This is a genomic window from Natrinema versiforme, from assembly GCF_005576615.1.
GTDB classification, from domain to species: domain Archaea; phylum Halobacteriota; class Halobacteria; order Halobacteriales; family Natrialbaceae; genus Natrinema; species Natrinema versiforme_A.
The window spans coordinates 3,629,862-3,653,584 of sequence record NZ_CP040330.1; the positions used below are offsets into that span (position 1 = coordinate 3,629,862).

Sequence of the window (23,723 nt, forward strand, 5' to 3'; positions counted from 1 at the left end):
ATTACTCGCGTTCCCGCTCGCTTTCGTCCTCGTCGTCGGTTCCGATGCCGAGGTCGGCGACACCGAGGTCGTCCAAGCCGATGTCACCCCCTCGAGGCGGCGACTGGCCGCCCATGCCGCGGCCGTCGCGTCCGGCTCCGGCACCCGCACCGCCGCGTCCAGCGCCACCGCGCCCGGCACCCGCACCGCCGCGTCCGGCACCCGCACCGCCCTGCCCTTGGCCGTACATCTCCTCGCGGTCGTCCATCATCTCCTGTTCGGCCTGCTCACGCATCTCGTTCGCCTCGTCGGCGATCTCTTCGGCCTGATCGAACTCGCCGAGCTCCTCGAGGATCTCGGCTTTCGTCTCGAGGACCTTGGCGTTGCGCAGCCCCAGCCGGATCGCGTTGTCGACGCAGTTCAACGCCTCCTCGGAGAGGCCCCGCTCCGAGAGGAAGAACGCGCGGTTGAACCAGCCTGCGGCGAAGCGCTCGTCGATCTCGATGGCGCGTTCGGCGTGCTCTAGGGCCTCGGTCGTCTCGCCGAACTCCCAGAGGGCGTAGGCGAGATTGGTTTCAGCGGTCGCGGCGTGCTCGCTCTCCTCGTCGATCCGCAGCGCCTCGCGGTGGGCCCCGATGGCCTCGTCCCACTCCTCGAGTTCGCCGTGGGCGACGCCCTTGTTCACCCACGCCTCCTGCTCGAGTTTCTCGTCTTCGGCGTAGCTGGCGGTCCGATCGAAGGCGTCGGTGGCCTGCTCGTAGCGGTTGATCTGCATGTAGTTCAGGCCGACATCGAGCAGTTCGCTGGCGTCGACGGCGTCCTGATCGATGTTGTGCTGGTCGAGCGTGTCGGTGACGACGCGGGAGTCGACGGGGTCGACCTTCGACGGGTCGACGCCGAGCTCCGGCGGATCCAGATCGAAATCGTCGTACGGATCGCCGAACCCCTCTCCTTCGGAGAAGCGATGGTCGCGGTCGTCGTCTCGGTCGGTCATTACCCGAATGTGGCGGTGACGACTGTTAAGGCCTGCGACCCGGGTAGCACCGCATTGTGTCGCCGTTCGGATTGCGGCCGAGACGACTCACACCCGTCCGCCGAGTCGTCTGGTGACGCCCCGCAACGACTGGGTCACTTCCGCCGGGTGGGGAAGCCCGAGTCGGTATCGGAGCCGATCCTGCCGCTTGAGCGGCTCGAACACCGCGGGCTCCTCGAGGTCCCAGATCGCCGCCCGGTCCCGAACCCCGTGGCGCTCGAAGACGGCGTTCGCCGCGCGCCGGCCGGCCTCCGCGGCCGACTCCATCGAAGCCAGATCCGAGTTCGTTCGCACGTAGTCGCTCGCTAGCGCGAGATTCCGCACGCCGACATCGGCCGGCGGGCGGTTGCGCAACGAGCCCACGGTGTTGATCAGCAGCGGCGAGCGGTTTTCGACGCCGGCAGCGTCGACGGCTTCTTCTCGCGGGCGCTGCCCGCTCGAACGGTCCGCGGAGTCTTGGAAGACTTCGTCTTCCAATGGTCGGGAACTCGGCGAGTTCCCTCGACTTCGCTCCGCGTGATCGCCGTCCGCTCGTTGCGTCGGAGACGCAACGCTCTCGACAATCGACGGGTCGAGAAACCACTCCACAAGCATGTCGTCGGTCAATCGGTCGTCGGGCCCGTTCAGGTGGACCGTCAGTTGCGCCCAGATCTCCTCGGCGATTTCCTCGCGCGTACACGCTCGAGCCGGCTTCTCGTGGCGGATTCCCGGCGTGTCCCAGTCCGAGGCGATCACCGAGAGGACGCCCTCGACCGCGTCGGGGCCGCGATTCTCGAGGTCGTAGCCCGTCCAGAACTGCCGCTGCGAGATCGAGGTCAGCGCCCACGGGGAGTCGGTGTAGACCTGATGGCCGCGGGTCAGTTCGATGTCGTCGCTGAGATAGAACTGGATCCCGTTCATCCACGCCGTCTCGAGCCGGTCGATTCGGGCCAGTTCGGGCGCGGCCCGGCCCAGTTCCGGCGTGACGAACTCGGGGGCGACCTCGACCGGCACCGCGAGGACGTAGTCGTCCGCGGTCGCCGTCCGCCCGTCGGCCAGCGCGGCCCCGGTAACCCGCCGGCCGTCGAACTCGAGCCCCCGTGCGGGGGTGTTCGGCCGAAACTCGACGCCGAGGCGCTCGAGGTAGTCGAGCCACGGCTCGATCCACGCCTCCGACGTCGGCGCGTTCAAGACGAGCTCGGTCGGCGAGGTCGGATCGAGTTGGCCGAAGAGCAACTGCAGGTAGATCGCGCCGACCGTGCGGGCGCTGCCGACCTGCGGTCGGAGCGCGACGAGGGCCTGCGTGGCGTCGGCGAGCCGATCGCGGAACGCCTGCGAGCGGTGCTCGGCGTCGATGAACGCCCACCACGAGATGTCGTCGAGTTCGTCCTCGCGGCGGTCCTCGCAGGCGGTCAGCAGGTAGAGGAGTCGCTCGAGCAGGAAGCGAACGTCCTCTCGGGGCAGGTCCTCGGCGAACGCGGGGCGAAGCGCCTCGAGCCAGCCCCGCACCGTGTCGGGCGTGCGCGTCTCGGCGATCCGGCTCGGCCCCGTCGAACTCGCGATCAGCGTCGCCTCGGTCTCGACGAGGTTGTCCGCGACGGTCCCAGTCCCGTCCGGAATTCGTTCCATCGTGTCGATAACGTGCCGGTAGAACGCCGGGAAGAACCGGAAGCCGTGTTCGCCGTGTAACGCGTCCGGCTCGTCCGCGATCGGCATCGATCGGGCCTTCCCGCCGAAGCGGTCGTTCGCCTCGAAGACGGTTACGTTGAATCCGCGTTCGGCGAGTTCGTGGGCCGCGGAGAGGCCGCCGATCCCGCCGCCGAGGACGACAACGTCGGTCATTGACCCCTCTCAGCGCGCGACGGAAATAACGGGTGCCCCTAACCACGAATCGAGCCCCGATCTGCCGTCGTTGGAGACGAACCGCTCCCCTACCCCGTTACCCTTGAGTACGCCGCTCACGAGCACTCGCGTATGCGACTGTTCGTCAGCGTCGACCTGCCCGACGACCTCGCGGAACCGGTCACCGACCTGCAAGACGAGTTCGCCGACGCCGGCGGACTCGATTTCACCGACCCCGAGCAGGCCCACATCACGATGAAGTTCCTCGGCGACGTGGACGAGGATCGGCTGCCCGACCTCGAGCGGGAACTCGCCGCCGCCGTCGAGGACGCGGATATCGACCCGTTTCCCGTCCGCTACGGCGGGCTGGGCGTCTTTCCGAACCTCGACTACATCAGCGTCGTCTGGCTGGGCGTCGAGCGCGGCGGCGAGGAACTCACGCGACTCCATGAGGCCATCGAGGGTCGGACGACTGCGATGGGATTCGACGCCGAGGACCACGATTTCACCCCTCACGTCACGCTCGCGCGGATGGAACACGCCGGCGGGAAGGAACTGGTCCAAGAACTCGTCCGGGAGCGCGAACCGACGGTCGGCGAGACGCGAGTCGACGAGATCCGACTGACCGAGAGCACGCTCACCGACGAGGGCCCGGTCTACTCGACGGTCGCATCGTTCCCGCTCGAGTGACGCGGTACTCCTCACTCTCGGCCGTTTCTAGCGAGGCGATAGTCTCCCGAAGTTGACCATTAGACCGCCGTTCCGGCCGATAGTCAGGAAATACAGAACTGGGTATCAAGACGGCGTTCGGCGTAGCGAATCCGGTACCATGGGCACCGGACTCGAGGATCGACCGACCGAGCGCGCAGGCGGTCGGTGGCGGGTTACGCGGCGGGAGGCACTCGCCGCGGTCGGGGGCGCGGCGCTCGCCTCGTCGGTCGGCGCATCGAAGACGGCGACCGACCGCGACGACGCACCCGTTCGCGTCCGAGTCTATCCCGGCGATGTACCGCTGCAGGCCCGACTGCGCTACGGACTCGACGAACTGCGTCGCGATTGGCCGACCCCGCTCCGCGACGCGCGTTCGGCCATCGACGCGGCCTTCGAGCAGGTGCTCGCGTACGCCGGCGAGCGCGAACGCCTCGAGTCCCTCGAGATCAGCGTCGAGCGCGGCGACCCGATCCGGTTTCCGCCTTCGGAGACGCCGCTGTCGACCGACGCCGTGCTCCCCTCGCTCGGGGGGCTGCTCGAGCGGTTTCGGAAGCGATTACGGAACCGCAACGCGCTCACCGGCCGGGCTTGCCACGTCCTCCTGTGCTGGTCGCCGCTGAATTACCGGGTCGGCTACGGGGGAACGCTGTCGCCGAACTCCGTCACCGGCGCGGCCGCCGACGGCGACAGCAGTGACGAGCGGGCGGGCGGCGACGCGCAGACGGTCGCCAACGTCGGCGCGACCGAGGTCTGGGACTCCCGGGCGGTGACACAGAATATGGCGATCCATGAGACGATTCACACGTTTCTCCCGAACGATATCGTCGAGTCGATCGGCGACGCATACTGCGATCACGAACTCGGGACGGCCGTTCGGACCGACGCGGAGACGCTGGAAGTATCGCCGATCGCGACCGCCTACGCCGGCCCGGACCGAATCGGCGGCGGCACCCGCTTTCACGGCACCGGTTGCTGCGATCGGAGCCGGTTCGTTCGCCACGACGGCACCGACGGTATCGAAAACTGGACCTACACGACCGAACTCAGCGACGCCACGTGCGAGGGGGTTACCCGGTTTCTCGAGCGGCGATTCGAGCCCTGAGACCGCTCTCGTGGGCGATCCGATCACGATTTCGCCGGCGATTCGAACCGATCTGTCGCCGTTTCGCCCCGCTTGCCCTGCAAGATGGACAAGATTTTAAGCCAGCACGGGCTACGTCGGGCTACTATGGGTAAGAAATCGAAGGGCAAGAAGAAGCGACTTGCCAAACTCGAGAACCAGAACAGCCGCGTGCCGGCTTGGGTTATGATGAAGACGGACATGGAAGTCCAGCGGAACCCGAAGCGACGCAACTGGCGGCGTAACGACACCGACGAGTAACGATGAGTGCAAGTGATTTCGAGGAACGCGTCGTTACCGTTCCCCTGCGAGACGTCAAGAAGGGAGCCAACCACGAGGCCGCCGACTACGCGATGCGACTGGTCCGCGAGCACCTCGCGAAACACTTCGCGGTCGACGAGGACGCCATCCGTCTGGACCCCTCGATCAACGAGACGGTCTGGTCGAACGGGCGCTCCAATCCGCCGCGAAAGCTGCGCGTCCGCGCAGCCCGCTTCGACGAAGAGGGTGAAGCCGTCGTCGAGGCCGAGGTCGCAGACTAAACTTGCAGCGCCTCGCATTCGCCGGGTCGGCCTACGTCGGCGTCTTCGCCCGTGCGACCGACTCGTGCGTACTCGTTCGCCACGACGTCGACGACGACGTTGCCGCCGACCTGTCCGACGAACTCGAGGTGCCCGCCATCCAGACGACCGTCGGTGGGTCCTCGACGGTCGGCGCGCTAGCGACGGGTAACGAGAACGGGCTGCTCGTCAGTTCCCGCGTCCTCGAGTACGAACGCGAAGCCCTCGAGGAATCGGTCGACGTGCCCGTCGACGAGTTGCCGGGCAACATCAACGCCGCCGGCAACGTCGTGCTCGCGAACGACTACGGGGCCTACGTCCATCCGGACCTGCCCCGCGAGGCGACCCAGATCGTCAAGGACACGCTCGAGGTGCCCGTCGAACGCGGCGACCTCGCTGGCGTTCGAACCGTCGGCACCGCCGCGGTGGCGACCAACACCGGCGTGCTCTGTCACCCGAAAGCGACCGACGAGGAACTCGATATCCTCGAAGACGCGCTAGATGTCCGAGCGGACGTCGGCACGGTCAACTACGGCGCGCCGCTGGTCGGCTCCGGGCTGATCGCCAACGAGGCCGGCTACGTGGTCGGCGAGGACACGACCGGGCCCGAACTGGGCCGGATCGAAGACGCGCTGGGCTATCTCGACTGACCCCAGCGCGTCGGTTTCTCGGCGTCGCCGCCCGTTTCTCGGCGCGGTCTGCACTTTGACTCCAGCGGCGAGGCTGACCGGAATATCGATCGGAATCGGGAAAATCACCCCGTTGAACCGGCCGCTGACCGGTATCTATATTTACTCGATATCGAGTATACGGTGTATGCTCTGGCAGGACGTGGTTTTCATGGCCGGTAGTCTGCTCTCAGTCGTCTTTCTCGTGCCCGCTCTCCGAGACGCGGCCGCGCGGATCCCTGTCGCGACGAGCCGACCCAAGATGGCGCTGGGGGCCGTCTACGCGGCGACGTTCGCCACGATGGGAATGCCCCTCGCCGCGGTCGGCCTGTTGGCCACCGGCGTCATGTGGGGCCTGCTCGCGGCGTACCGCTCGCCGCGGGCGACAGCGTCACCGCACACTCGGCACTCCGTTTCGATGTCCCACGAGGGGAAACCACCCCTCGCGTTCGACGACTGACCGGATCGACGCCGCGCTCTTACTGCCGTTCGAACCGATGTAACACGACCTCGCTATCGTCGTCCCACTCGAAATTTTCGTGGGCCCGCTCGAGCAGGCGCTCGTACGCGTCCAGATTCTCCATCCCTTCGGCCTGTGCGTCTTCGTCAGTCAGGTCGCCGAGCGTCCGTTCGGTCACGTCGGTCACTTCGAAGGTCGTCCCGTCGATCGCGAACGTGTCCCCCTCCTCGGCGTACCGGTGGCCGCGGTGGATCTGGGTGACCTCGCCCTCGAGGACCTGATTCTGCATCCGATCGCTCGGCAACAGCTCGCCGGGCTCGAGTTCGCTCATGGCCGCGGCTTCGATTCGGCGCGGTAAAATCCTTGACCCTCCGCACGTCGGGAAACCGGCGACCGGGGCGGTTCTCACGACGGCCTGCGGGAACTGTGGCCGTCCGAATGGGAAGGGAAGATTCTTCCGACTGCCTGCCGGAAGGACAGACATGAGTCAATTTACGGTCAGTGGTCGGTTCAAGAGCCGCGACGGCTTCGCGGAGTTCGAGACGTCGATCGACGCCGAAAACGAGAACGTCGCCCGCGAACACACCTATACCCAGCTCGGCAGCCAGCACGGGCTCAAGCGTACCGAAATCGAACTCGAGGAGGTAACCCAACAATGAGTCAGCAGCAACTTCAGCAACTGTCCCAGGAGCTTCAGGAGATCGAAGAACAGATCGAAGGCCTTCAGGCGAACGTCGAGGCCGTCCAGCAGGAGAAGACCGAAGTCGACGAGGCCATCGAGGCGCTCGGCTCGCTCGAGACCGGTTCGACGGTGCAGATGCCCCTCGGCGGCGGCGCGTACCTCCGAACGACGATCGAGGACATCGACGAGGTCATCGTCGATCTCGGTGCCGACTACGCCGCGGAGTTCGAGGAAGACGACGCCGTCGACGCCCTCGAGAACAAGAAGGAGCACCTCGACGACCAGATCGACGAGCTCAACGAAGAGATCGCCGAACTCGAGACCGAGAGCAGCGAACTCGAGCAGCAGGCCCAGCAGCTCCAGCAGCAGGCCATGCAACAGCAGATGCAGGGCATGGGCCAGGGTCAGGGTCAGCCCGACGAATAACGCGGCGTAGGGACTCCCATCGATACCCATGTTCGACAACCTGAAGGACAAGCTCGGTAGCTTCCGCGAAGACGCGGAAGAAGCCGCCGAGGAGAACGTCGAGGAAGTCGACGAGGACGACCTCGAGGACGAGGATCTCGAGGCGGTCGATCCGGATACAGCGGCGGCCTCGACGGACGCGGAAGCGACCGATACTACCCCCGAACCGGCGGCGGCCGAGACCGCCGAATCGGCAGCCCCGGCGTCGGCCGACGTCGAGCCGGAGGCGGAGTTAGAGCCGGAACCCGAACCCGAATCGGAAACGGGGGCGACGACCGACTCCGCGACCACGGACGCGGCCGAATCCGCCGGCCAGGAGCCGGCGGCCGAATCCGAACCCGATTTCCTCGAGTCCGACGATCCGGAGCCGTCGGCAGCGGAGGTCTCCGACGAGGAGGAAGCCGACGCGACGGTTCCCGACGACGAATCGGCCGACGAAGCCGACGAGACTGAGGAAGTCGACGAGGCCGAGGACGATGACGGCGGTCGGACCGGGCTCGGTGCTCGAGCACGTTCCCTCTTTTCGGGCTCGTCCGACGACGCCGAACCGGAATCCGACGAGACGACTCCCGACGAAGAGCCGGACGAGACGCCCGCTGTCGACGAGGCGGCCGCCGAGACGGCGACCGTGGACGACGCGTCGGCCGGCGCGGCGGCTTCCGATACGGAGGAAGTCGATGCGGCGACCGGCGACGGAGAACCCGACGATGTCGCAGTCGATGACGAGGCGTCGCCCGACACAGCGGCTGACGACGCGGCCGAGGAGGCCGACAACGGCAGCACCGGCTTCGGTGCCAAGGCCAAATCCCTCGTCAAGGGGAAGTTCGTCATCGAGGAGGAGGACCTCGAGGGCCCGCTGCACGAACTCGAGATGGCGCTGCTTTCCAGCGACGTCGAGATGGGCGTCGCCGAGGAGATCCTCGACAACATCCGCGACGAACTGGTCGGCGAGACGCGGACGTTTACGACCTCGACCGGCGAGGTCGTTGAGGAGGCGCTGCACAACGCGATCTACGACGTGATCAGCGTCGGGCAGTTCGACTTCGACGAGCGCATCGCCGTCGAGGACAAGCCCGTCACCATCATCTTCACTGGCGTCAACGGCGTCGGGAAGACCACCTCGATCGCCAAGATGAGCCGCTACTTCGAGGAGCGGGGCTACTCGACGGTGATGGCCAACGGCGACACCTACCGCGCCGGGGCCAACGAGCAGATCCAAGAACACGCCGACGCCCTGGACACGAAGTGTATTAGCCACGAACAGGGCGGCGATCCCGCGGCGGTGCTGTACGACGCCGTCGAGTACGCCGAGGCCAACGACATCGACGTCGTCCTCGGCGATACGGCGGGGCGGCTCCACACCGACGAGGGGCTGATGGACCAACTCGAGAAGATCGGCCGCGTCGTCGACCCCGACATGACGCTGTTCGTCGACGAGGCCGTCGCCGGACAGGACGCGGTCAACCGCGCCCGCGAGTTCAACGAGGCCGCCGAGATCGACGGCGCGATCCTGACGAAGGCCGACGCCGACTCCAACGGCGGTGCGGCCATCTCGGTCGCCCACGTCACCGGGAAACCGATCCTGTTCCTCGGCGTCGGGCAGGGGTACGACGACTTAGAGCGGTTCGATCCCGACGAGATGGTCGACCGCCTGCTGGCCGAGGAGGACTAGCGCCCGTCGTCCCGTCAACGGTCCGCGATTTCAGAAGACACTTATTATCCGTTTGAGAAGTTAGCGTATGAACCGCCCCCGCTCTCGGCGAACGCTTCTCGCGTCGATAGCGACGACCGCAGCGGTTGGGACGGGCGGGTTCGAGTACGACTCGAGCGGCGCGACCGGGACGAATCTCGAGGACGGAATCGTCCCCGCAGACCGATACGAGTGCAGCGATGTCGATCGCCCCGACCCGGAGCCGCCGGCCGACGAGGATGCGCTCGAGCCACAGGAGTACCCGTCACCGCCGTGGGAGACGAGCACCGATGCGGACGGTGATCCATCGGACGACACACCTTCGTCGATAATGTACGGTGCGAGCCGGTACGTCACGGCGTTTGAACGGGCGTATCGACGGAACGCGTTTCTCGACCGATATCAGTCCGCAGCGCGAACCGTCGACCTTCACCGAACGGCGTATCGAACGGCCCCGATCGACTCGGACGCGACGGGAGACGCCGTGTTAGTGGCGATCCAGTACAACGTGGCGATGGCGACACGGCCGGCTGACGTGGCTCCGCGCGACGAGTGGGGCGTCCGCGTCACCTACTATATCGACGAACGAGTCGTGCTCCGAGCGCGGTACAACGGCGTCGCCGAGGGTCTGGCGTTCGATCCCGACCCGCGAACGCGGGGCGAACTCGTCGCGTGTTTCGACTGATCGATATCGTCTCACAGGTCTCGAGACCGGTCAATCATCCGACGAGAGCGGCGCTTGTGCGCTCGCTGCGCTCCGCCGTTACCGGTCACAGTTGCCGGTATCCCCGACACGTATGGTACCGACAGTCGTTCTCGAGGGCGCGTTTCGACGTACTGCCGGCGGTTTTTCGCCGGCACCGTCGTCGGTGGTTGGATAATGCGGTAATATTTTCTGGTGGAAACGACCAACGTCATGATTCGCCGAGTTACGGGGGTGTATAGGTGTGGGGTGGTATTAGCCGCTAAACAATGGTCCTTCAAAAGAGCATGCAGGATGCCGAAAGCGTAGGTACTTCTGGCTCCGCACGAACCACGAGGTGGTTCGCGTGAATACGACGGAACAATACAAACAGAACAAGCACCCGCTCGACGTTATCGACGATGTCTACGACTACGCCGACGAGGAGCTTTCCTTCGAGGAGATCGAGGAGCGCGCCGGCGGCGGCGAGTGGGAGCGCCTGAAGTGGGCCGGCATGTACGCCCAGAAGCAGGAGGGCTACTTCATGATCCGGACGAAGGTTCCCGGCGGGAAGCTCACGCCGGAGCAGGCCGAAGTGATCGGCGAAGTCACCGAGGACTACGCCGTCGCCCCCGAGGAGTACGGCGGCGAGGAACAGAACGAACTCTGGGGCGACGCCTACCTCGACATCACGACCCGACAGGACATCCAGAAACACTGGATCCGCGTCGAGGACGTACCCGAGATGTGGGAGCGCTACGACGAGGTCGGCCTGACGACGGTCCAGGGCTGCGGTGACTCGGCCCGGAACGTGCTGGGCTGCCCCGCGGCCGGACTCGACGACCACGAGTGTTTCAACGCACAGCCGGTCATCGAGGCTGTCTCGGACTTCTTCACCGAGAACCGCGAGTACGCCAACCTCCCGCGGAAGTTCAAGATCACGATCACCGGCTGCGCCCACGACTGCGCGCAGTCCCAGATCAACGACGTCGGACTCGTCCCCGCGAAGAAAGAGATCGACGGCGAGTACCTCTACGGCTTCCACGCCCGCGTCGGTGGCGGCCTCTCCGACGGCCCGCGAATGGGCTCCGAACTCGACGTCTTCATCCGACCCGAAGACGCCGTCGAGTTCTGCCGCGCCGTCGCCCAGACGTTCAAGGAACTCGGCGACCGCAACAACCGCGGCGTCTGCCGCATGCGCTACCTCGTCGAGCAGATGGGCCCCGAGAAGTTCGAGGAAGCCATCCGCGACCGCTGTACGCTCGACCTGCCGACCGGCGGCGACAACCTGACCGTCGGCTATCAGGGCGACCACGTCGGCGTCCACGAGCAGAAACAGGACGGGCTCAACTACGTCGGTTTCAACGTGATCGCCGGCCGCATGGGCGGCGACGAGTTCGCCGCGGCCGCCCGCGCCGCAAAGAAGTACGGGACCGAAGACGCCTCCGTGCGTCTGGCGACCGATCAGAACTTCCTGATCACCCACATCCCCGACGAGAACGTCGACGACCTGCTGGCCGAGCCGTTCGCACAGGAGTACAGCCCCGATCCGGGACCGTTCTCCCGTGGCGCGGTCGGCTGTACGGGCAACGAGTTCTGTAACTACGCCATCATCGAGACCAAAAAGCGCACCAAACGCTGGGCCCGCCAACTCGACGACCGCATCGACGTGCCCGACGACATCGAGGCCATCCGGATGCACATGTCCGGCTGCTCGGCCTCCTGTGCCCAACCGCAGATCGCGGACATCGGCTTCCGCGGCGAGACCGTCAAACTCGAGGACGAGAACTCCACCAACGCCGAGGGCGACAACATCGTCGAAGGCATGGACTTCGGACTCGGCGGCTCGCTCGGCGCCGACAACGAGTTCCTCGATTGGGTCGAGAACGCCGTCCCCGCCGATTCCGTGATCCCGGCGCTCGAGCAACTGTTCGATGCCTACTCGGCGGACCGCGACGAGGGCGAGAAGTTCTACGAGTGGTGTCGCGGCGTCGACAACGGCGAACTGCGGACGATCATGCAAGACGCCGATGCACCGGTCGCACGAGGTGTTGCCCATGGGGACTAATAGCGAGGACGAACGCAGTGAGTCCTCGAGTAAGCGAGCGGGAGCGGAGCGACACGCGAGCCGCGAGGCCGACCGACGGGAGGCCTCGGACGAATCGAGCGGGGAGCGAAGCGACCCGCGAGGGAGCGAGGACGAGCGTCGCCTCCCCCGCGTTCCCGACTCGGACGACGATGACGACGCGGTCATGGTCCCCGAAGCCGGCAGCGGTGGGTCTCGCTCCCGAGAGGGAACGGACCACGCTCGAGAGGGCGCGATCGCGACCGACGGCGGCGCGAACGCGGAGGGCGACAGCTGCTCGCCCGACACCTGTACCTGCGGTGAGAAGACCGCTGAACCCGCAGCCGAATCGACCGGCGACAAGCGCGTCGCCACGGACGGCGCCGGTGCAGCGAACGTCGACGAGATGGGCGAACTCGGCGACCTCGAGTTCACCGAGCCCGCCGAGAACGTCAGCCAGGACGTCGACAACGGCTCGCCCGACGCACGCGTCGGGATACCCGACGGCGTCGAACTCGAGACGCCGGAGTACTCGATCCGGTCCCGGATGAACGACATCGAGACGCCGGACGAGAAGACCTGGTTCATGGAACTGGACGAGGCCGTCATCGACGAGGGTCGCTGTATCCAGTGTGGAACCTGTGTCGCCGCCTGCCCGTCGGACTCGATCGGCATCGGCGACGACGGGAGGCCGGAACTCGTCAAGATGTGTACGGGCTGTTCGATGTGTTGGGACTTCTGTCCCCGCGGCGGCCTGCGCTACGAGCGCCAGTGGAAGATCACCGGCGGCGAGGACAACGTCAAGGGCGCGGGCGACCCGATCACGGAGTTCTCCGCGAAGGTCGAGGACGACTGGACCGATCAGGCCCAGGACGGCGGCGTCGTCACCGGCATCCTCTCGACGCTGCTCGAGGAGGGCGAGATCGACGGCGCGCTCGTCGCGACCGAGAGCGACGAACAGGAGTGGAAAGCCGAGAGCTACCTCGCGACGACGACCGAGGAACTCATCGCAAACGCCGGCACCGTCTACAACCAGACGATGGCGCTGGGCAACCTCGACCTCGGCCAGTGGGAGCACAAGCTCCCCGACAAGTCCTGGGACGAGCTCAGCATCGCGATCGTCGGCACGCCGTGTGAGATCGAGGGCATCCGCGCCCTGCAGGACTTCGAGTGGGACTATCAGGCCCAGAACGAGGGTATTCGGGCTGTGGACTACACCATCGCGCTGATGTGTACGAAGAACTTCAACTACCACAGCCTCATGGGCGAGCAACTCGAGGAGCAACGCGGCATCTCGCCGTCGGAAATCGGCAAGATGGATGTCCTCAACGGCAAGATGATGGTCTACGGCCACGAGGGCGAGATGATCGTCGAGGAGGACATCGAGAACTTCCACGACGCCGCGCTCAAGGGCTGTGACGAGTGTGCCGACTTCACCGGTTTCTGTTCGGATATTACCGTCGGCTCCGTCGGTAGTTCCGACGAGTACTCGAGCGTCATCGTCCGCACCGAGCAGGGGATGGACGCGTGGGAGCTGACCGAGCCCAAGCTCGACTACCACGATCTCGAGGACAAGTCCGCGGTCGGCAAGCTGCAGGGGTGGGACAAGAAGAAGGCCTTCGAGAGCCTCGAGCGGCCCTTCGACCCCGACGCACCGCGGTTCATCGAGTACACCGACCACGCCGAGAACTACGGGACCACGCTGAACCCGCACGACGACGGTCACTGATCGGAGCGGACTCGAGTCGGATTTCGGCTTCGTCGATTTTTCGCCGTTCGATTTCCGGTAGCTACGTGTTCGAACTACTCGACTCGCGGGTCAGGGCTCTCATCTGTACCGGGTATAACGCGCCGGTTGAGCAGTGCGCCTGCTCCGATGAGAACGAAAAGGAGACCGCTGGCAAGCAGGAGATATAGCCCCGGTTCGACCGCATACCGTTCAACTGACCAGTAATTGCGAAGGGTATTACCGGATACCACGAGTAACAGACAACCGGCACTGATGAGTGCAATATCCGGTCGCCACGTACGGTATCGTGCTAGTACGGCGACGCCGACGACGGCCACGACGAGCACAATGACGAACGGGTCGATACCACGAAGGCCGGTTTCCAAGCCCGACACGTATTCCGCGGTATAGATCGGTCGGCCATCTCTGTAGCCGGCCGGGCGCTTTCGAACCCACGGGAGCCACACCCCAACGACCCCTATCACAGCCGCGACAATCGTCGCGGTGACATACGCCGTCGTCGGTCTGCCCATCGTACGATATCTGTCACTCGACTCTGATAAACGTCTTGTCTATATCGAACGCGAGTCGTGTGGTCACCTCTGAATAACGAGCCCGTCTTACCAACTACTGGTAAACCGGGCTATCGCACGGATAACAACGGGATGACAGGTACTGCCGTCGACGAATGACACAGTACGTCTTCGAATGAGAGAATCAATAGCTCTCGGTGGACCGGTCGTTCCGTTCTGATCTGGGACGGATCCGCAACGTGCTCAGATGACGACCCCGGACTGCAGGATCGCGATCAGCACGGTCAACACCGGAATCGCCAGCAGCGTTGTGAGGAAGACGCAGGTTGAGACGTACTCGGAGACGAGCACCCCGTCAGTGCGGGCGCTGCCGGCGAACTCGATGACCAGAATCAGCGGCGTCACGGCGGCCGGCATCGCCGTCTCGAGCACGAACACGCGCGCGACGGTCGGATTCTCGAAGCCGATGAGGAGCGCGATGCCGAGTCCGATGACGGGTGCGATGCCCATCTTGAGCGCCGTCGCGGGCCAGGCTCGAGAGACTGCGGACGCGGTATCGGCCCTCGCGAGCTGAACGCCCAGAATCAAAAGCATGAGCGGGATCGAGGCGTCGCCGACGAGCTGGATCGTCTCCATCGCCGCCGCGTCCGCGGGCGGCACCAGACCCAGCGCCCGCGCGAGCAGCGCCGCGATAACGGCGTAGACGAGCGGGATGTAGAACACCCGACGGACGCCCTCGAGGCCGGCCGACCCGCTGCTACGGGAGGCGACGTAGACGCCGACGGTGTACATCAGCACGGACTGAACCGAGAGGAACAGGACCGCGGTCTGGCGGCCGACCTCGCCGAACGCGAAGTCGGAGACGGGGATGCCGAGGTTCCCCGAGTTACAGAAGATGGCGACGAGGACGAGCCCGCTCAACGCCGGCTCTCGCTCGCCGACGGTGCGACCGACGGCTTCCGCGATCCCCCACATCGCCGCGGTGAAGGCGGCGATGCCGATCGTCACTCGCAAGAGCGTCGACGCCGCGAGCTCCGTGACGGCGAGGCTGTGAAACACCAGCGCGGGTGCCAGCACGTAGACGACGGCCGTGTTCAACGGCTCCGGATCGATCTCCTTGACCGTGGCCAGCACGTAGCCGACGGCCGCGATGGCGACGATCGGGCCGACCGCGGAGCCGAAGATCGCGACGAGGTCAGCCATCGATCAGCGCTCACCCTCACGACGAGGCGTTCGACTCGAGCGAGCCATCGATCGGGCGACAGTCGCGTCCTGCATCTGCATTACGCGGCGTGATACTCCCCGAACGTGATATGTGGCTTGCGATTGCGCTACGCGGTGCCCGCGCGGACGGCCGCCTCGAGCCGGGAGAACGGGTTCCTTAACTCCGTGAGACCCCAAACGGGGCCAATGAGTGAATCGCGTGCGTTCTGTCCCCGGTGTGGGGACCCAGTTCCCGAGCGGTCGGCGAGCGACGCGAACGACCCGTTGCGGCCCGGTGCGGAGGTCGAACTCTGTGACGCGTGTTACTTCGAGGACTTCGACTTCGTGGACGCCCCGGACCGGATCGACGTTCGCGTCTGTTCCCGGTGCGGTGCGGTCTACCGCGGCAACCGGTGGGTCGATGTCGGTGCGGAGGATTACACGGACATCGCGATCGAGGAGGTCAGCGAAGCGCTCGGCGTCCACGTCGACGTCGAGGATGTCGCGTGGCAGATCGACCCCGAGCAGGTCGACCAGAACACGATCCGGATGCACTGTTACTTCACGGGCGTGGTACGCGGAACGCCGGTCGAGGAGCAGGTGACGGTGCCCGTCAAGATCGCCCGCCAGACCTGTACCCGCTGTGGACGGATCGCCGGCGACTACTACGCCAGCATCGTCCAGATCCGCGCCGAGGATCGGACCCCGACGACCGAGGAGACGGACCGAGCGAAAGAGATCGCGAACCAGATCGTGGCGGACATGGAGGCCACGGGCGACCGCAACGCCTTCGTCACCGAGGTCGGCGAGGTCGACGACGGGCTGAATGTCAAGGTCTCGACCAACAAGATCGGGAAGAAGATTTCGAACAAGATGATCGAGGAGTTCGGCGGCACCGTCAACGACGCCGAAACCCTCGTCACGGAGGACGAGGACGGCAACGAGGTCTATCGGGTCACCTTCGCCGTCCGCCTGCCGCCCTACACTCCCGGGGAGATCATCGAACTCGCGGACGACGACGGCGGCCCCGTCCTCGTCCGCAGCGCCCGCGGCAACCTCAAGGGCGTCCGCGTGACGACCGGCGAGCGCTACGAGGCGAGTTACGAAGAGGGGAATTCGCCCGACGCGCGCAGGCTCGGCGACCTCGAGGACGCGGCCGAAGCGACGGTCGTCACCGTTGAAGACGACAACGCGGTGCAGGTACTCGACCCCGAGACGTTTCAGGCCAAAACGGTCTCGCGGCCGGACTACTTCGATCCCGAGGCTGAGACCGTGCCCGTGCTGAAGAGCCGCGCCGGACTGCACATTCTACCCGACGAGGACGACGGGAGCGATGACTGACGAGGACGCGCCGGAGCCGTCGGCCGACGACGCCCTCGAGCCCGCGGTCGACGAGGTCCTCGAGCGAGCGGAGGCCGACGCCCCGCTGGCTGCGATCGTCGCGAAAGACCGGGCCGAGACCGCCATCGAGTCGCTTCGCGCCGAGGGGGTCTACGACGAGACGCGGCGCGTCCGAGAGGCGCGAGGCGAACGCGACCGGGAGGACGCCACCGCAACGCGAGCCGAAGGTGATCGTGAGGACGCCACCGCAACGCGAGCCGAAGGTGATCGTGAGGACGCCACCGCAACGCGAGCCGAAGGTGATCGTGAGGACGCCACCGCAACGCGAGCCGAAGGTGATCGTGAGGACGCCACCGCAACGCGAGCCGAAGGTGATCGTGAGGACGACCCCGACAGCGTCGCCCTGCCGGTCACGGAACCGCCGACCGAGACGCGGGTGCTCGAGGTCGTCCGGCAACTCGAGCCCGAGCCGCGGAATCCGGACCTGGAAGACCTACTTGCCGATCGGGGCTGGAGCGAGGCCGACCTCGAGTCGGTCCCGGGCTCGTGGGCGGTGATCGGGTCGGTGATCCTCGTGACGGTGCCCGAGGGCTGTCCCGACGAGGCCGAACTGGGCGAGGCCCTGCTCGAACTCCACGGCGAGGCCGACAGCGTGCTGGCCGACGACGGGATCGCAAACGACGGGCCGGCGGGCACCTACCGCGAGCCCCGGACCCGGCTGATCGCGGGCCAGCAGGATACGGAGACGATCCACACCGAGCACGGAACGCGGTACGGACTCGACCCCGCGACGGTGATGTTCTCGCCGGGGAATCAGGCCGAGCGCGCTCGGATGGGCGACATCGGAAGCGACGACGAACACGTCTTCGACATGTTCGCCGGCATCGGCTACTTCACCCTCCCGATGGCCCGAGCCGGCGCGCGGGTGACCGCGACCGAGATCAACCCGACCGCCTTCCGCTACCTGCTCGAGAACGCCGTGCTCAACGACGTCGGCGACCGGGTCGACGCCTACATGACCGACTGCCGCGATCTCGCCGGGGAGATCGAGGCCGATCGAGTCGTCATGGGCTACTACGGCAGTTCGGACGGCTCGAGCGACGAGGACGAAAGCCCGGACCACGGCGCGCGCACCGACGAAGCGCACGACTTCCTCGACGACGCCCTCGCGGCGCTCGTCCCCGGCGGCGTCGTCCACTACCACGAGGCGACCCCCGAACCGCGGCTCTGGGACCGGCCGCTCGAGCGACTCGAGGCCGCCGGAACCGCCGCCGGGCGCGAACTCGAGGTACTCGAGAAGCGCCGAGTGAAGAGCCACAGCGCGGGCGTCGCACACGTCGTCGTCGATGCTCGGTTCGAGTAGCGAGGCGCCAACGGCCCGACGGCTCGCGGCGGCGGTCGTGGGATTGATACACGCGGAGCGAATCCGGTCGTCTATGGACAAGAATCAGCTCATCGCACTCGTCTTCGCGGTCCTCATGGTGTCCTCGATGGTCGCGTGGGGCGCGACGGCGATCTTCTAACGGGCCGCCGGGCTCACGGGCTCCGACGCGACGCAGTCCGACGTAGTATCAATAAAATGATTATCCGGTCGCCGCTATTCGTCCGTGTCCCAGACGTCCGCCAGCGGACTCGAGCGGGAAGAGCGGTCCGATCCGGATCGACTCGAGCGCGACGACCCCCCATCGCGGCCGCCGGAGTCGGCGCCGTCGGCTCGTCCCCGGTTCGTGGTACCAGTTCCGGAGCCCGAACGGGATCGGCCGCCGGTTCCCGACGCCGTCCCGTCGAGCGCTGACCGCGGCTCGAAGGCCGGCAAGTCCGGCCGCTCCATGCGGTCGACCTGCGCCTCGAACCAGTCCGGCATGTCCGTCTTCGCGCGATCGAACAGGTCCACCAGACTCGAGTCCGCGAGGTACGTCGCCCCGTAGTCGTCGGGCGCGCGGACGACCCGGCCACAGCCCTGAATGACGGTTCTGAGCGCCGTGCGGTAGTACCACGCCCACTGGCCTTCCTCGAGTCGGTGGGCCACCCGCGAGTCACCGGTGTTGAGGAACGGGGCCTTACAGAGGACCTGCCAGCGACAGAGGTCGCCCTTGAGATCCAGCGCTTCCTCCATCTTCACCGAGAGGAAGACGTCGGGGTCGTCGCTCGCTTTCCACTCCTCGAGGGCGGCGTCGCGGCCGTCGCGGTCGTGGAGCCGAATCCGGTCACCGACCCCGAAATCCGAGAGGAGGTCGGTGAGTCGCTCCTGAATGTCGTAGGAGTGGGCGTGGACCAGCCCCTTCTCGTCGGGGTGGTGTTGCATCAGGCGGACGATGGTGCGGGCGATCTTCGGCGTCGTTTCGTCGCGCTCCTCGTAGGTCATCTTCCCCTGTGTCACGTCGTACAGCGGCCGGTTCTCGACGGGGAAGGTGTGTTCGACGTCGACCAGCGCGACATCGTCGGGGTCGAGTCCGACCTGGCGACAGAAGGCGGCCTTGTTGAGGATCGTCGCCGAGAGGAGCGCGAACTTGTTGCCCCGGTCCCAGACGGTGTGCTGGAGGTACTTCTCGGGGTTCATCGGTTTGATCGTCAGCGGGCCGCCCTGCGGTTCGTCGCCCTCATCATCGGTATCGCGCGACCCCGACCGCAGTTCGGACTGGTCGACCAGCCACGTCGTCGGGCTCTGAGGATCGCGGTAATCGGAGACGAACCACTCGAGTTCGCCGATGAGTTCCTGGAGGCGGTCGCGTTCGCGCACTTCGCCGGGGGACAGCGAGTCCTGTGCGAGCAGGTCGTCCTTGCGGCGCTCGCAGGTACCGGCGAGGTTTTCGGCGTAGCGGACGGCACGCTCGATTCCGTCGATCTCGGGGACGCGGAGGTCGTCCCAGAACGGGACGGTCCGCGGGCCGAGTTGGATGGTCGCGTACATCTCGGCCCACTCGGCGAGGCCGTGGGCCTCGTCGACGACGACGACGTCGCGTTTGCGGAAGACTTCGCTCCCGGCGGTCTGCATGAAGTAGGCCAGCGTCATCGCCGCGATTTCGCGGTTCGACGCGATCGCCCGGTCCGAGAAGTACGGACATCGGTGTTTGACCGAACAGTCGTAGCCCCGCTCTCGCACGCAGGGGGCCTGATTGACCGGCGTGTCGCGTTCCTCCGGCAGGATGCAGGTGTAGTTCGACTTGCCGCGGATGACGTTGAGATCGGCCAGTAAGTCGTCGGCCGCCACGTCGTCTAGCTGGGAGACCTGCGGGGTCGTGTAGTACGCTCCGGTGGCGTCGCTGGGATCGCCCTCGTCCGCGCGGCGGGCGCAGCCGGCGACGGCGCGGGCGAGCAGGGACTTGCCGCTGCCCGTCGGCGCGCGAACGAGCACGACGTCGTTACCGGCCGCGAACGCGTCGCGAATGTCACGGAGGGCCTGCTGTTGGGTCCCGCGGTAACTCGGCGCGGGAAACTCCTCGAAGATCCGCTCGGGATTCACCGTTCGTCTCACGGGGCGGCCGCGTCCTAAATGCTGCGGACCGTTGCGCCCGCTGCAGCGTTCCGGAGGGACGGACCCGCAGCGGCGTCGAAACCGCCGGCTACCGTCGAGTATCACGCACCTACGGGAAACGAGCGGCTATCGACGAGGGGGTAGCCGGCCGATTACAAATACGAAATCCGCCGTCGGATCGACGTGCGGAAGGGTCGCTCAGCGGTAGAGCACCGCGGTGCCACTTGGTTCCGCGGCGGCATTTCGCCCCGTGGCGTTCAAATCCCACCCCTTCCGCTCACGGTTACGGTATGCCGTGGACGCGGCTGCGAGCCATCGTGCTCGCGTCGACACGGCGCAGTGCGCCGTGACCGTCACACTCGCCTCCACTCTCCGACGCCCGACATTTTTTGTGCCGACGACCGTCGCCGAGTCGCCCGGATCGACGTTATAGCACGCCGAGTCGCGAGGTCTCCTCGTCGACCCGTTCTAACCGCTCGATGTCCTCGACGGTCGGGTAGTCCGGCAGCGCCTCGATACACGGATAGCACAGCAGGTGCGACGATCCGTCCTCGAGTTCCAGCGTCATCGCGGTCCCGACGGTGCCGGCGTCGGTGCCGAACGACCAGAGGTTGGCGATCCCGCCCGACACCGTGACCGTTCGGCCGCAGCCGTCACAGGAGTCCTTCGACATACGTTGGCGTGGGTGCCCGACGGTCAAAGTCGTTCTCCCGTCGGACTCGGTCGTGCTTCTCGAGTCCCGGACGGCGGGAGCCCGCACAGCGGTTATAGGCCACAGCGGCATAGCGCCGCACATGGAGGTGAACTGCGAGGGCTGTGCGGGCTGTTGCATGGACTGGCGACCGCTGCTCGAACGCGAGGACGGAGCGACGGCCGCGGCTCGAGACGCCGACGCCGAAAGCGGAGGCGACGGCGAAGCCGACCACCGACGCCAGCGGTCGCGCGACCCGTTCACCGAGGGCGGCGACGAGCAGGGATCGTCCCGGAAGCCGCTCGACGATGACGCGAACTTCGTCCCGCTGACCCGCGACGAGGTACGGGCGTTCCTCGACGCGGGGATGGCCGACGCGCTGACGCCGCGGTTCTGGTACGCCCGCGACGCCCGCGGCGAGCGCTCCGACGGAGCGAACGAGGAGGAAGGACCCGCGAGCGGCGCGCCGCGAGGGAACGGGGCCGACGACGAGGGCGTCGACATCGACGGCCACACCGTCGCCGCCGTCGCGGGCCGGCCGGTCTTCTTCGTGGGCCTCCGAAAACCGCCGAAGCCGGTAGCCCCGTTCGGTCGCGAGGAGCCGACGTGGCTCCCGATCTGCGTCTTTCTCGATCCGGCGACGCTGCAGTGTCGGATTCACGGGAGCGACCGCTATCCCGACGAGTGCGGGGCCTACCCCGAACGCAACCTCGCGCTCGAGCAGGCGACCGAGTGCGAGCGCGTCGAGGCGGCGTTCGGCGGCGACCGGCTGTGCGGGGCCGATCACGACGACCCGGACGGACTGCTGCTCGGCTCGCAGGCGATCGGCGCGAAACTGTTCTGCCATCCGCGGCCGGCCGATCTCGAGGGCATCGTCGAGCGAGCCGCGAGCGGCGACCTCACGCAGGCGGATCGAGCCGAGGTGATCGCGGTCGCCGCCGCCTCGAGCCCCGGAACGCTGGCGACCTCCGACCACCACTACGAGCGGGCGAAAGCGCGGGTGCTCGAGGATGAGGGCGGAGACGACGAATCGACCGCTTCGGAAGAGAGGTCTTGGGTCGGGCCAGCGATCCGCGACTGGAACCGGCGCTACCGGGCGGCCGGCGAGACTGTTCCGTCACCGGCCGTCGCCGACGCCGTCGAAACGGCCCGCGGCGCACCCGAAACGCCGGGTTGGGACGCCCTCGAGTGACCGGTTCGGCGCGAGTGCGTTCGAAGTCGTACGAATTCGATGGCGTGCGAACGAGAGCGGACGAGTCGAGGGGGTTCGAACGGACGGACTGCACTCTGGACCCGCGGAAACCCCTGCCAAAAGAGGAGAAACGCACCGCCGGTCGGCGCTAGTCCGATTTCATCTGTTCGAACCGGTCGAGGAGTTCCTCGGTGGAATCGCCGGAGTCGTACTCGACCTCGCCGCGGTAGATCGTCCGCTCGTCGTCGAAATCGGTGTCGACCTTCGATGCTTGTTGTTCGCGGCGCTCGTGCTCGTCCTCGTCATAGGCACCCATTGACATGGTAAGTATAGACACGGTAGGGGCGTCGCGACTATTAATGTAACGGTCCATCACATCTGCTGATCGCGTAAAACGAATCCCGTTTCCTGTAACGATTACACGAATCGGGCGACGAATCGGACGATTCGTTCGACAGGTGACAACGAACGATATATGCACCCCCGCGGCCTAATACCGAGCGTGGCACGGCCGCTTCGCTTTCGCTACTCGCCCCAGTCGTGGAGCGACGGGCGAGTACAACACGATATTCTCCAGCCGCTCCAGTCGAATATCGGCGCACAGGAAGTCTCGCCGTGGTTCAAGATCGGCGGCGGCTGGCAGACACACCGCTTCGAGATGCAAAACGGCGATGTCGCCCTCTTTGCGCGCACCGACTCGGAGGCCTACTGGATGGGCAACACCGAAACGCCCTCCGCGCTCTGGAAGACAAACAAGTTCGGCTGGCAGGAAGTCCCCCATCACGTCTCGCGGTGGGCCCAGCGGGAACTGACCGCGACGCTCCACGAGGAAGACCCGTGGCTCGCCGACTACCCGCACCTCTCGTGGTTCTTCCTGCCGGTTTTCATGTCCAAAGACGGCCGTCACTCGACTCGAGCATTCTTCCGCGAGCACGCCGCCGGCTTTCCCGACGCCGGCCGTCGGGAAGCTACCCGCTTCTTCGAGGCGTTCCTGCAGACCGGCATTCTCGACGAGTACCGACACGTCATGTCGGGGAAACTCGGGACCAGCGACCACGTCGACCGCGTCCGGATGAGCGCCGCGATGGCCGAGTTCATCGCCGCGAAGATCCTCACCGACGCGGGCTACGGCGTCGTCCCGGAGATCGAGGTCACGACCGGTCACTCGCTCGATTTCCGGGCCGAAAGCGCCGACACGAACGTCCTCGTCGAAGTCACTCGCCCGCAACCGCCGGGCAACCGCGCCGCCTCGGGTCCCGTAGCCGCCGTCCGCGACACCGCCGAGACCAAGACCAACGGCCAGCTGGCCGAACACGGCGGCGGCGCGGTGCTGTTCGTCGACTGCTCGAGTTTCCGAGACGATTCGTGGAGTGCGGTCCGCGGCGAACAACCCGACGTTCGCCACCGGCCCGCGGTCGTCTACCGTGTCCGGCCGAACGGCCACGTCGAGGGGTATCGGAAGGGCGCGGTCCCCCTCGATCTGGGCGACGCGATGGAATTTCTGGACTGAGTCATCGAGACCGTGCTCGAGACTGTCGTCTGTGCTCTCACACCCTGCAACGGAGTGTGACGTAGTTGTAGCATGCCATAGTTCCCGTTGGTCGCTCGCGGGTGCCAATAGGG

The 23,723-nt window shown here is 66.3% G+C and carries 25 protein-coding genes and 1 tRNA gene; 18 read left to right on the forward strand and 8 right to left on the reverse strand.

What is annotated here, in order from left to right; translation table 11 throughout:
• Position 1 precedes the first annotated feature (1 nt).
• Complete coding sequence (locus FEJ81_RS17985; RefSeq protein ID WP_138246582.1) at positions 2–973, reverse strand: tetratricopeptide repeat protein; 972 nt, start codon at positions 971–973, stop codon at positions 2–4.
• Positions 974–1,060: 87 nt separating this feature from the next.
• Complete coding sequence (locus FEJ81_RS17995) at positions 1,061–2,833, reverse strand: hydroxysqualene dehydroxylase (RefSeq protein ID WP_229504737.1); 1,773 nt, start codon at positions 2,831–2,833, stop codon at positions 1,061–1,063.
• 132 nt (positions 2,834–2,965) lie between these two features.
• Between FEJ81_RS17995 and thpR the strand changes: the two genes are divergently transcribed.
• From thpR to FEJ81_RS18025, 6 genes are all read left to right on the forward strand, one after another.
• A complete protein-coding gene (gene thpR, locus FEJ81_RS18000) occupies positions 2,966–3,523 on the forward strand; it encodes an RNA 2',3'-cyclic phosphodiesterase (protein WP_138246583.1) in 558 nt (185 codons plus the stop codon).
• 139 nt (positions 3,524–3,662) lie between these two features.
• Positions 3,663–4,646: a hypothetical protein gene (locus FEJ81_RS18005; protein ID WP_138246584.1), complete on the forward strand. Its 984-nt coding sequence runs from the start codon at positions 3,663–3,665 to the stop codon at positions 4,644–4,646.
• Between the two features lie 126 nt (positions 4,647–4,772).
• Positions 4,773–4,925: a 50S ribosomal protein L39e gene (locus FEJ81_RS18010; protein WP_004267621.1), complete on the forward strand. Its 153-nt coding sequence runs from the start codon at positions 4,773–4,775 to the stop codon at positions 4,923–4,925.
• Positions 4,926–4,927: 2 nt separating this feature from the next.
• Positions 4,928–5,206, forward strand: coding sequence for a 50S ribosomal protein L31e (locus FEJ81_RS18015; protein WP_138246585.1), 279 nt, complete (start codon positions 4,928–4,930; stop codon positions 5,204–5,206).
• 2 nt (positions 5,207–5,208) lie between these two features.
• On the forward strand, positions 5,209–5,874 hold the full coding sequence (locus tag FEJ81_RS18020; protein WP_138246586.1) for a translation initiation factor IF-6: 666 nt from the start codon (positions 5,209–5,211) through the stop codon (positions 5,872–5,874).
• Between the two features lie 166 nt (positions 5,875–6,040).
• Positions 6,041–6,352 carry a hypothetical protein gene (locus FEJ81_RS18025; protein WP_138246587.1) on the forward strand — a complete coding sequence of 104 codons (312 nt, stop codon included), beginning with the start codon at positions 6,041–6,043 and terminating at the stop codon, positions 6,350–6,352.
• A 19-nt stretch (positions 6,353–6,371) separates the two neighbouring features.
• On the opposite strand, the gene FEJ81_RS18030 is transcribed toward FEJ81_RS18025, so the two are convergent.
• Complete coding sequence (locus FEJ81_RS18030; protein ID WP_138246588.1) at positions 6,372–6,683, reverse strand: ASCH domain-containing protein; 312 nt, start codon at positions 6,681–6,683, stop codon at positions 6,372–6,374.
• Between the two features lie 151 nt (positions 6,684–6,834).
• Between FEJ81_RS18030 and rpl18a the strand changes: the two genes are divergently transcribed.
• The 6 genes from rpl18a (at position 6,835) to FEJ81_RS18060 (ending at position 13,665) form a co-directional block, all read left to right on the forward strand.
• Positions 6,835–7,011, forward strand: coding sequence for a 50S ribosomal protein L18Ae (gene rpl18a, locus FEJ81_RS18035; protein ID WP_006432150.1), 177 nt, complete (start codon positions 6,835–6,837; stop codon positions 7,009–7,011).
• Positions 7,008–7,460 carry a prefoldin subunit alpha gene (pfdA, locus tag FEJ81_RS18040; RefSeq protein WP_138246589.1) on the forward strand — a complete coding sequence of 151 codons (453 nt, stop codon included), beginning with the start codon at positions 7,008–7,010 and terminating at the stop codon, positions 7,458–7,460. Before rpl18a ends, pfdA begins: the two co-directional genes overlap by 4 nt.
• A 28-nt stretch (positions 7,461–7,488) precedes the next feature.
• Positions 7,489–9,171 (forward strand): signal recognition particle-docking protein FtsY, encoded by a 1,683-nt coding sequence (ftsY, locus tag FEJ81_RS18045; RefSeq protein ID WP_138246590.1) that lies wholly within the window; start codon positions 7,489–7,491, stop codon positions 9,169–9,171.
• A 67-nt stretch (positions 9,172–9,238) separates the two neighbouring features.
• Positions 9,239–9,874: a hypothetical protein gene (locus FEJ81_RS18050; RefSeq protein ID WP_138246591.1), complete on the forward strand. Its 636-nt coding sequence runs from the start codon at positions 9,239–9,241 to the stop codon at positions 9,872–9,874.
• A 364-nt stretch (positions 9,875–10,238) separates the two neighbouring features.
• Positions 10,239–11,939, forward strand: coding sequence for a nitrite/sulfite reductase (locus FEJ81_RS18055; RefSeq protein WP_138246592.1), 1,701 nt, complete (start codon positions 10,239–10,241; stop codon positions 11,937–11,939).
• Positions 11,929–13,665, forward strand: coding sequence for a Coenzyme F420 hydrogenase/dehydrogenase, beta subunit C-terminal domain (locus FEJ81_RS18060; RefSeq protein WP_138246593.1), 1,737 nt, complete (start codon positions 11,929–11,931; stop codon positions 13,663–13,665). Before FEJ81_RS18055 ends, FEJ81_RS18060 begins: the two co-directional genes overlap by 11 nt.
• Before the next feature lie 74 nt (positions 13,666–13,739).
• Here FEJ81_RS18060 and FEJ81_RS18065 read toward each other — a convergent pair whose 3' ends face one another.
• Together FEJ81_RS18065 and FEJ81_RS18070 are read right to left on the reverse strand one after the other, a co-directional pair.
• The gene (locus FEJ81_RS18065) at positions 13,740–14,198 is read right to left on the reverse strand and encodes a hypothetical protein (RefSeq protein WP_229504738.1); all 459 of its coding nucleotides are present in this window, start codon (positions 14,196–14,198) and stop codon (positions 13,740–13,742) included.
• Positions 14,199–14,441: 243 nt separating this feature from the next.
• Complete coding sequence (locus FEJ81_RS18070) at positions 14,442–15,401, reverse strand: AEC family transporter (protein WP_138246594.1); 960 nt, start codon at positions 15,399–15,401, stop codon at positions 14,442–14,444.
• A 207-nt stretch (positions 15,402–15,608) separates the two neighbouring features.
• Here FEJ81_RS18070 and FEJ81_RS18075 point away from each other — a divergent pair, with 207 nt between their 5' ends.
• From FEJ81_RS18075 to FEJ81_RS23390, 3 genes are read left to right on the forward strand one after another with little or no spacing between them, the layout of a single operon-like run.
• A complete protein-coding gene (locus FEJ81_RS18075; RefSeq protein WP_138246595.1) occupies positions 15,609–16,742 on the forward strand; it encodes a 60S ribosomal export protein NMD3 in 1,134 nt (377 codons plus the stop codon).
• Positions 16,735–18,105 carry a class I SAM-dependent methyltransferase gene (locus FEJ81_RS18080; protein ID WP_138246596.1) on the forward strand — a complete coding sequence of 457 codons (1,371 nt, stop codon included), beginning with the start codon at positions 16,735–16,737 and terminating at the stop codon, positions 18,103–18,105. The genes FEJ81_RS18075 and FEJ81_RS18080 overlap by 8 nt, the downstream gene beginning before the upstream one ends.
• On the forward strand, positions 18,089–18,265 hold the full coding sequence (locus FEJ81_RS23390) for a hypothetical protein (RefSeq protein WP_175416469.1): 177 nt from the start codon (positions 18,089–18,091) through the stop codon (positions 18,263–18,265). Before FEJ81_RS18080 ends, FEJ81_RS23390 begins: the two co-directional genes overlap by 17 nt.
• A 74-nt stretch (positions 18,266–18,339) precedes the next feature.
• Here FEJ81_RS23390 and FEJ81_RS18085 read toward each other — a convergent pair whose 3' ends face one another.
• Complete coding sequence (locus FEJ81_RS18085) at positions 18,340–20,205, reverse strand: helicase C-terminal domain-containing protein (protein WP_138246824.1); 1,866 nt, start codon at positions 20,203–20,205, stop codon at positions 18,340–18,342.
• Between the two features lie 199 nt (positions 20,206–20,404).
• On the opposite strand from FEJ81_RS18085, the gene FEJ81_RS18090 reads away from it, so the two are divergent.
• Positions 20,405–20,493, forward strand: a tRNA-Gly gene (locus tag FEJ81_RS18090).
• Positions 20,494–20,644: 151 nt separating this feature from the next.
• Here the strand turns inward: FEJ81_RS18090 and FEJ81_RS18095 are convergent.
• Positions 20,645–20,890, reverse strand: coding sequence for a DUF7561 family protein (locus FEJ81_RS18095; protein ID WP_138246597.1), 246 nt, complete (start codon positions 20,888–20,890; stop codon positions 20,645–20,647).
• Between the two features lie 121 nt (positions 20,891–21,011).
• On the opposite strand from FEJ81_RS18095, the gene FEJ81_RS18100 reads away from it, so the two are divergent.
• Positions 21,012–22,100: a YkgJ family cysteine cluster protein gene (locus tag FEJ81_RS18100; protein ID WP_138246598.1), complete on the forward strand. Its 1,089-nt coding sequence runs from the start codon at positions 21,012–21,014 to the stop codon at positions 22,098–22,100.
• A 148-nt stretch (positions 22,101–22,248) separates the two neighbouring features.
• On the opposite strand, the gene FEJ81_RS18105 is transcribed toward FEJ81_RS18100, so the two are convergent.
• On the reverse strand, positions 22,249–22,422 hold the full coding sequence (locus FEJ81_RS18105; RefSeq protein ID WP_229504785.1) for a DUF5786 family protein: 174 nt from the start codon (positions 22,420–22,422) through the stop codon (positions 22,249–22,251).
• A gap of 180 nt (positions 22,423–22,602) precedes the next feature.
• On the opposite strand from FEJ81_RS18105, the gene FEJ81_RS18110 reads away from it, so the two are divergent.
• Positions 22,603–23,610 carry a DUF5784 family protein gene (locus tag FEJ81_RS18110; protein WP_138246600.1) on the forward strand — a complete coding sequence of 336 codons (1,008 nt, stop codon included), beginning with the start codon at positions 22,603–22,605 and terminating at the stop codon, positions 23,608–23,610.
• Positions 23,611–23,723 lie beyond the last annotated feature (113 nt).

Excerpts from the sequence above, each read along its gene's own strand:
- FEJ81_RS18075 (WP_138246595.1), top strand. The coding sequence starts at position 15,609 with ATGAGTGAATCGCGTGCGTTCTGTCCCCGGTGTGGGGACCCAGTTCCC.
- pfdA (WP_138246589.1), top strand. The coding sequence starts at position 7,008 with ATGAGTCAGCAGCAACTTCAGCAACTGTCCCAGGAGCTTCAGGAGATC.
- FEJ81_RS18015 (WP_138246585.1), top strand. The coding sequence starts at position 4,928 with ATGAGTGCAAGTGATTTCGAGGAACGCGTCGTTACCGTTCCCCTGCGA.
- FEJ81_RS17985 (WP_138246582.1), bottom strand. The coding sequence starts at position 973 with ATGACCGACCGAGACGACGACCGCGACCATCGCTTCTCCGAAGGAGAG.
- FEJ81_RS18030 (WP_138246588.1), bottom strand. The coding sequence starts at position 6,683 with ATGAGCGAACTCGAGCCCGGCGAGCTGTTGCCGAGCGATCGGATGCAG.
- FEJ81_RS23390 (WP_175416469.1), top strand. The coding sequence starts at position 18,089 with ATGCTCGGTTCGAGTAGCGAGGCGCCAACGGCCCGACGGCTCGCGGCG.
- FEJ81_RS18005 (WP_138246584.1), top strand. The coding sequence starts at position 3,663 with ATGGGCACCGGACTCGAGGATCGACCGACCGAGCGCGCAGGCGGTCGG.
- ftsY (WP_138246590.1), top strand. The coding sequence starts at position 7,489 with ATGTTCGACAACCTGAAGGACAAGCTCGGTAGCTTCCGCGAAGACGCG.
- FEJ81_RS18080 (WP_138246596.1), top strand. The coding sequence starts at position 16,735 with ATGACTGACGAGGACGCGCCGGAGCCGTCGGCCGACGACGCCCTCGAG.
- FEJ81_RS18095 (WP_138246597.1), bottom strand. The coding sequence starts at position 20,890 with ATGTCGAAGGACTCCTGTGACGGCTGCGGCCGAACGGTCACGGTGTCG.
- FEJ81_RS18100 (WP_138246598.1), top strand. The coding sequence starts at position 21,012 with ATGGAGGTGAACTGCGAGGGCTGTGCGGGCTGTTGCATGGACTGGCGA.
- FEJ81_RS18070 (WP_138246594.1), bottom strand. The coding sequence starts at position 15,401 with ATGGCTGACCTCGTCGCGATCTTCGGCTCCGCGGTCGGCCCGATCGTC.
- FEJ81_RS18065 (WP_229504738.1), bottom strand. The coding sequence starts at position 14,198 with ATGGGCAGACCGACGACGGCGTATGTCACCGCGACGATTGTCGCGGCT.
- FEJ81_RS18105 (WP_229504785.1), bottom strand. The coding sequence starts at position 22,422 with ATGTCAATGGGTGCCTATGACGAGGACGAGCACGAGCGCCGCGAACAA.
- FEJ81_RS18060 (WP_138246593.1), top strand. The coding sequence starts at position 11,929 with ATGGGGACTAATAGCGAGGACGAACGCAGTGAGTCCTCGAGTAAGCGA.
- FEJ81_RS17995 (WP_229504737.1), bottom strand. The coding sequence starts at position 2,833 with ATGACCGACGTTGTCGTCCTCGGCGGCGGGATCGGCGGCCTCTCCGCG.
- FEJ81_RS18010 (WP_004267621.1), top strand. The coding sequence starts at position 4,773 with ATGGGTAAGAAATCGAAGGGCAAGAAGAAGCGACTTGCCAAACTCGAG.
- FEJ81_RS18025 (WP_138246587.1), top strand. The coding sequence starts at position 6,041 with ATGCTCTGGCAGGACGTGGTTTTCATGGCCGGTAGTCTGCTCTCAGTC.
- rpl18a (WP_006432150.1), top strand. The coding sequence starts at position 6,835 with ATGAGTCAATTTACGGTCAGTGGTCGGTTCAAGAGCCGCGACGGCTTC.
- FEJ81_RS18050 (WP_138246591.1), top strand. The coding sequence starts at position 9,239 with ATGAACCGCCCCCGCTCTCGGCGAACGCTTCTCGCGTCGATAGCGACG.
- thpR (WP_138246583.1), top strand. The coding sequence starts at position 2,966 with ATGCGACTGTTCGTCAGCGTCGACCTGCCCGACGACCTCGCGGAACCG.